General features: G+C 62.7%; 6 protein-coding genes and 1 pseudogene. 1 reads left to right on the top strand and 6 read right to left on the bottom strand.

The window, feature by feature from the left end; translation table 11 throughout:
• Positions 1–91: 91 nt before the first annotated feature.
• Positions 92–457: pseudogene (locus ACWD04_RS33725) on the top strand (transposase); the annotation flags it as partial.
• On the opposite strand, the gene ACWD04_RS33720 reads toward ACWD04_RS33725, so the two are convergent.
• The 6 genes from ACWD04_RS33720 to ACWD04_RS33695 all read right to left on the bottom strand — a co-directional run bounded on the left by ACWD04_RS33720 (position 452) and on the right by ACWD04_RS33695 (position 5202).
• A complete protein-coding gene (locus tag ACWD04_RS33720) occupies positions 452–796 on the bottom strand; it encodes a hypothetical protein (protein WP_451137538.1) in 345 nt (114 codons plus the stop codon). The pseudogene ACWD04_RS33725 and the gene ACWD04_RS33720 overlap by 6 nt on opposite strands.
• A gap of 432 nt (positions 797–1228) precedes the next feature.
• Positions 1229–1801, bottom strand: coding sequence for a hypothetical protein (locus ACWD04_RS33715; RefSeq protein ID WP_451137537.1), 573 nt, complete (start codon positions 1799–1801; stop codon positions 1229–1231).
• Entirely contained in the window at positions 1798–3033 is a 1236-nt protein-coding gene (locus ACWD04_RS33710) for a DUF7224 domain-containing protein (protein WP_451137536.1), read from the bottom strand. The genes ACWD04_RS33715 and ACWD04_RS33710 overlap by 4 nt, the downstream gene beginning before the upstream one ends.
• The gene (locus tag ACWD04_RS33705) at positions 3030–3779 is read right to left on the bottom strand and encodes an ABC transporter ATP-binding protein (protein WP_451137535.1); all 750 of its coding nucleotides are present in this window, start codon (positions 3777–3779) and stop codon (positions 3030–3032) included. Before ACWD04_RS33705 ends, ACWD04_RS33710 begins: the two co-directional genes overlap by 4 nt.
• Positions 3780–3846: 67 nt before the next feature.
• On the bottom strand, positions 3847–4299 hold the full coding sequence (locus ACWD04_RS33700; protein WP_451137534.1) for a hypothetical protein: 453 nt from the start codon (positions 4297–4299) through the stop codon (positions 3847–3849).
• Between the two features lie 285 nt (positions 4300–4584).
• Positions 4585–5202: a PadR family transcriptional regulator gene (locus ACWD04_RS33695; protein WP_451137539.1), complete on the bottom strand. Its 618-nt coding sequence runs from the start codon at positions 5200–5202 to the stop codon at positions 4585–4587.
• Positions 5203–5217 lie beyond the last annotated feature (15 nt).

Here is a 5217-nt window from a genome sequence, read left to right as displayed (position 1 = left end):
TCTCACCCGTGGAGTTCGAACAGCAGCATCTGCGAGCAGTTAAACTCTCAATCGCGGCATGAGCCCCTGTGTCCACACTCCGGGGGACGCCTCAGCCGCCAGCGTCTCCGACAATGCCAGCGGAATCCGCCTGCTCTCGAACATCGCTGAAGGCCACCCCCGCGTCGCGAAGGCGTGGGTCGACAGCGGCTACCGCACCAAGGTCATCGACCACGGCGCCCGCCTCGGCATCGATGTCGAAGTCACCCGCCGCGACCCTGCCCAGAAAGGCTTCAAGGTGATTCCGCGACGTTGGGTCGTCGAGCGGACCTTCGGATGGCTCATGCACCACCGTCGCCTCGCCCGCGACTACGAAACCCACCCACACCGTTCCGAAGCCATGATCCGCCTCGCGATGATCGACCTGATGAGCCGCAGGCTCACCCGAGAGTCGACTCCGAATTGGAAGGACTCATAGCCGCCGGGCCACGCTGACCCGCGCGTCCTCGTCCCTCATCGCCTGTGGCCACCGTCCATCGATGACGCCTGCCACCTCGCGGCAGGCGCCACAGACGTTCTCCCGCTCCGGCTGCCACCAGTGATCGGACGGCGACATGCCGACTTGCTGGATTCCGCACAGCGTCCTGTCGAAGATGCCGAAAGCGTGGGAGACGTCGGCGGGAAGGCCGTCCGCGACGGCCCTCTCCCAACGCATGCTCACGGGCAAGTACGGCGGCCGCGCGACCTCGAACCACTCGCCACCCACATGGGTGGCGGCGTAGCACCAGGGACAGGACCAGATCTCCTCTTCCCACACAGTCGGCAGCGTCGGCCATCGCCACATCGCCCGTCCACACACATCGCACTCCACGGGCGGATCCTCACACGCCTCCGTGCGGGGCCCCAACCCGCTGACACCGCGCGACTTACCAAACACCCCCGCCAGGACAAAACGCTCTTTTAGTGGCACCGGACTTGATCGTGACGGACCGGGCGCCACCCGCGATGGTCCCCACTCCCGCGCCAGGGTGGCCATAGGCGTCTCCATGCAACGGTAATGACCGGGTGCTGGGTGAAAAGTTGGCCGCAGTTCAAGGCGATCTGGACGGCTGCTGCGCGATGATGTTCGAGCAGTTCGTCCGCGGAGGACGCCGCCCTTCGCAAGACCGTAACTACCTTCCGGATCGGCCCCGCTGATGTGCAGAAGCCCCCCTTCTGTCACACCAGCGACCTCAATTGAACCTCAGGATTAGCGGAACCCTCTGCTCCGACCTGAGGACAGCAGCCCGCAGCCGAAGAGGGCAAGAGCCACAACCCAAGCGCGCAGACTCTCGGACGGGTAGAGGGGAATCGCCCACCATTGGCCTGTCAGCTGGCCCGAGGGCTCATAGCTGCGGCCGAGGCTGGCAGTGGCAAGTAGGAGCAGCAAACAGGCCCCCCCGGCCGCCGCCTCGTTACTGAACTGTCGAATGACCAGAGCGAATGCGAGGAGAAGCATCAGGTTGCGAGGTATGTCCATACCCACGAAGAGACCCAGCAAATGGCCGAGGACTGCTGTGAGAGAAACCACTGCCAGGTCCCAGCCTCGCAGGCGCACGACCGCCGTACTCTCTTGGGCTTGCAGCCGACGTTCGAGGCAGTACAAGACAGCGACGACAACGAGGAGAGGAGCGAAGTACTTAACGCGCATGCTAACCATGCCGCCTATGAAGCCAGGCACAGGGATTTCGGTCCCACCGAGGCTCCAGCAGACCAGACCGAGAAGCGAAATGGCCAGAAGCACGATCCACCAGCGCCGCATGACGTTGAAGTAAAGCCTCATGTCAGACCTGCCATGCAGTGTGTTTGGTCCTGAACAATCGATGTGAACCAGTCTGCCTGCTGTTCGGCTGTCAGATCGCGGATGCGCAGCAATTCCTCCCACTCCTGGGGAGAGGTGTTGGCCTGCACGTCCTTCTCATTCACCCCTACCTTCAGCAGGGCCCAAGTAGCTGCGATTGATGGTTGCCGGCAATCGTGCACTCCGTGCAGCGCGGCCGTACCTGTGACTGCTGACCGGGCGAGGTCGACGTTGAGTTGCTCGATGGAGCTATCGGGCGACCAGTAGAGAGGCCAAGTCCCTCGCTCTGATGGGAGATCAGCAGAGCCCAACCGCAGTGTCATCGGCATGGGTACCCCGCTGACTTCTAGCGCCTTCAGAGCGGGCAAGGAATGGCGGCGGATTGCGGCAGCCTCGGCTCTGTACTCTTCGGGCACGCAGACTGCAGGTGCTCTGCCGACGCAGACTGTGTGTCCAAGGCGAGCGTTTGTCGGAGGGCTAAATCCCCAGTCCGCTACCAGGCTGCGTCCGCCGACGAGCGTTGCTACGACAAGCGCTGCGCTAGCAGCTACCAGCCATGGCATGCGCCGTGAGCCGGCGATGAGGACGAACGCTCCCGCGAGCCCAGCCGCGACCAGCCACGGAATGAAGTAAGCGAGCGGATCAAGGGTATCGGTCAGAGTGGACCCCTCAATCACGAAGCCGCCCAGGTGGCGCCACGAAGGGGAACTCATTGACGCTGGAACAGCCAGCCATGCCCAACTTCCGACTGCGACGGCTGGTGCTGCGACAGCCCGGGGACACAACAGTCCCATCACCCAGCCGATGATCATCCACCCGCAGGGAAGTACCAGCAAGTGTGCAACAGACAGCAGGCCAGCACCGCTAGGCCAGGCGCCGACCGTGAACTTGGCCAAGGCAAGTGCGGCGACCACAAGTGAAAGATGCAGGGCAATGACAGGTCGAATTGCCCATAGCCACTGTCGCACCACACTGCGTGCACTGGCATCTCGGAGGCTTCCCAGGACCTTCTGGCGGCCGGCTTCCCAGGCGGCAGCTCCGGCCACTGCCGGGGTGATCACGGTGATCCCCCAGGCGGCGAGTTCACCTGAGGCTGGTCCGTAGTTGTGCACGCCCCAGAAGTTGTCCCCGCCAACGTAACTGCCCATGTAGAGGGCAGCCGGCAGAAGCAGCCAGGGGGCTGAGGAGGCGCGCAGATTGCCGAGCGAGATCACTGTTCCACCGATCCCAGCAGCGCGGAGTATGCGCTCTCCAGGCGCCGTCCAGGGACGCTTTCGGGAGCAGCATAGCTCTCGAACTCGGCTACAGACCCTTGAAAACGGGGTACGCCGCCCTCCAGGACCACCACCTCGTCGAATGCTTGGTCTAGGTCGCCAATGTCGTGGGTAGACACGATCACGTGCACCGCCCCACGAAGCTCCACGAGAAGGTCATGGAATCGGCGGCGCTGAGTGGGGTCGAGACCGACAGTAGGCTCGTCAAGCAGAAGAAGTTCCGCGCCGTGAACAAGCGCTTGGGCAATCGCCAGTCGCTGCTGCTGGCCTCCGGACAAGGTGTTCACCTTGTCGTTCATCTTCGCTGTCAGCCCGACGCGCTCAATCACCGCGGGGGTGGCTCGCCAAGCGTCCTGCTCCCGCATTCCCTTGAGCCATCCGACATATGCGACTTGCTCCCGGCAGGTCAACCCCGGAAGGGAAGAGCTGCGCTGGGGGAGCCATGACACCTTGCTGCGGTAGGCAGACAGGCTCTTCCTGTTCGCTGGGCGCAACTCCCCAAATTGAATCTCCCCCTTCTGGGGGGAAATTGCACTCGCTCCGAGTGCGAGCAGTGTACTTTTACCCGCTCCGTTCGGGCCAAGGATCACGGTGTTACCCGGCGAGAATCGCAGGTCAAGTCTGTCGATGACAGGGCGCGTTCTGCGGTTGTAGCGGAACGTACAGGACTGGTAGTGCAACGGCATGAAGGGAACCTCATCGACAGAGCAGGCCCCTGCCACCGCGCGTGCCGGTGGCAGGGGAAGAGTGCAGTTACCAGGAAACGGTCAGCGTCCGGACCGAGACCCTGTCCCCGCCGCCGTCGTTGACAATGAAGTAGTACTTGCCAGCCCCGTGGTCAGACCAGTTGCCTGTGGACGTCGAAGAGCTGCTCGCGAAGCACTGCGTGAACGCAGCCCTCACGTAGTACGAGTCGGGAAGGTTAGCAATGTCTTTCGCCAGCGTGACGTTCACGACGGTGTTGGCGCCGCTGCAGCCCGTGAACTTGATGGTCGTCGTCGTGGCAGAAGACGTCTCGCTCCAGCGGTTGGACTCAAAACCCGCGGCTGCCCCGGATATAGAGCTGGTGTAGCTGCCAGCCTGCGCGGGGGCGCTGAATATACCGACAACAGTCACGGCACTGAACAGCACCACTGCAATTCGACGAATCGATGCCTGCAGGCAGTTGAACGCGCGTAGAGAGATCTCACAGTAGTTCCTATTCATAGGCGAGTCGAGACCGAGCGCACTGAAGAGGGGTGTCCCTCCTCCCTCGGGAACGGCATGCCCGCAAGACGGGACCTCATGACCCTGTCACATGCCAAAACACGGGTGACTCTATGGCTGACCACTCACGTGAACAACCGTCACTTTCGGTCAAGGGCCTGATCCTGTGCGGTGGGACTTCGACTCTGTACTATTCCCGCAAGCGGAACCACCGGGCGCGTGAACGCAATGCTGGTGATGGTCCGGGGCTCCTAATGGTCAGTTTGTGGCGATCTGTCGGCTCGCCTATCGCGAGGCTCTCGTGCTCTCATCGGCGCCAGCATCACGACCCCTGCCGGTCTTGACGGGTGGCGCAGGTCTGCGACTTTCACCGATATTTGCGCTCAGGCTGTCGATGTGGCTGGCAGCGGTGGCTATCCATTGCAGGTCGGCTTCGAGGTGCGCAAGCGCATACTCGGCAGCAAGTGCTGTGCCAACGTCAACGTCTGCGGTCGTCTTGACCTCGGTAAATTCACGCACTCGCTCCAAGTGTGCGTGGCGCTGGGCCCGGAGATACGTCGCCGCGTCCGGCTTCAACAGACTGTCATCCACTCCCGTCCCGGCTGCACCGGCAAGGATCGAAGCGACGAGCTTGGTGAAGATTTCGTTCGTGATGAAGGGGGCGGGAGCCGTGACTTCTGTCGCCCATTGGGCGAGTTGGCGTGTCCCCTCGTCGGTCGACCGATAGAGAGTGCGCTCCGGGCCGCCATCAAAATCAGAACCTTCTACAACGACCAGGCCATCCCGCAGCAGACGTCGCAATGTGGTGTAGACCTGCCCATACGCTACTGAACTTGATTGGGTGATGTCGGGCCGTTCGCCTGACAGGGGCTGAGTCGGGTCGGTAGCTGTGGGGTGTGAGATACGCGCAGGGCGGCG

This window comes from Streptomyces sp. NPDC002911 (assembly GCF_053591835.1).
This window is presented reverse-complemented; position numbering and strand designations above follow the sequence as displayed.

Excerpts from the sequence above, each read along its gene's own strand:
- ACWD04_RS33715 (WP_451137537.1), bottom strand. The coding sequence starts at position 1,801 with ATGAGGCTTTACTTCAACGTCATGCGGCGCTGGTGGATCGTGCTTCTG.
- ACWD04_RS33705 (WP_451137535.1), bottom strand. The coding sequence starts at position 3,779 with ATGCCGTTGCACTACCAGTCCTGTACGTTCCGCTACAACCGCAGAACG.
- ACWD04_RS33700 (WP_451137534.1), bottom strand. The coding sequence starts at position 4,299 with ATGAATAGGAACTACTGTGAGATCTCTCTACGCGCGTTCAACTGCCTG.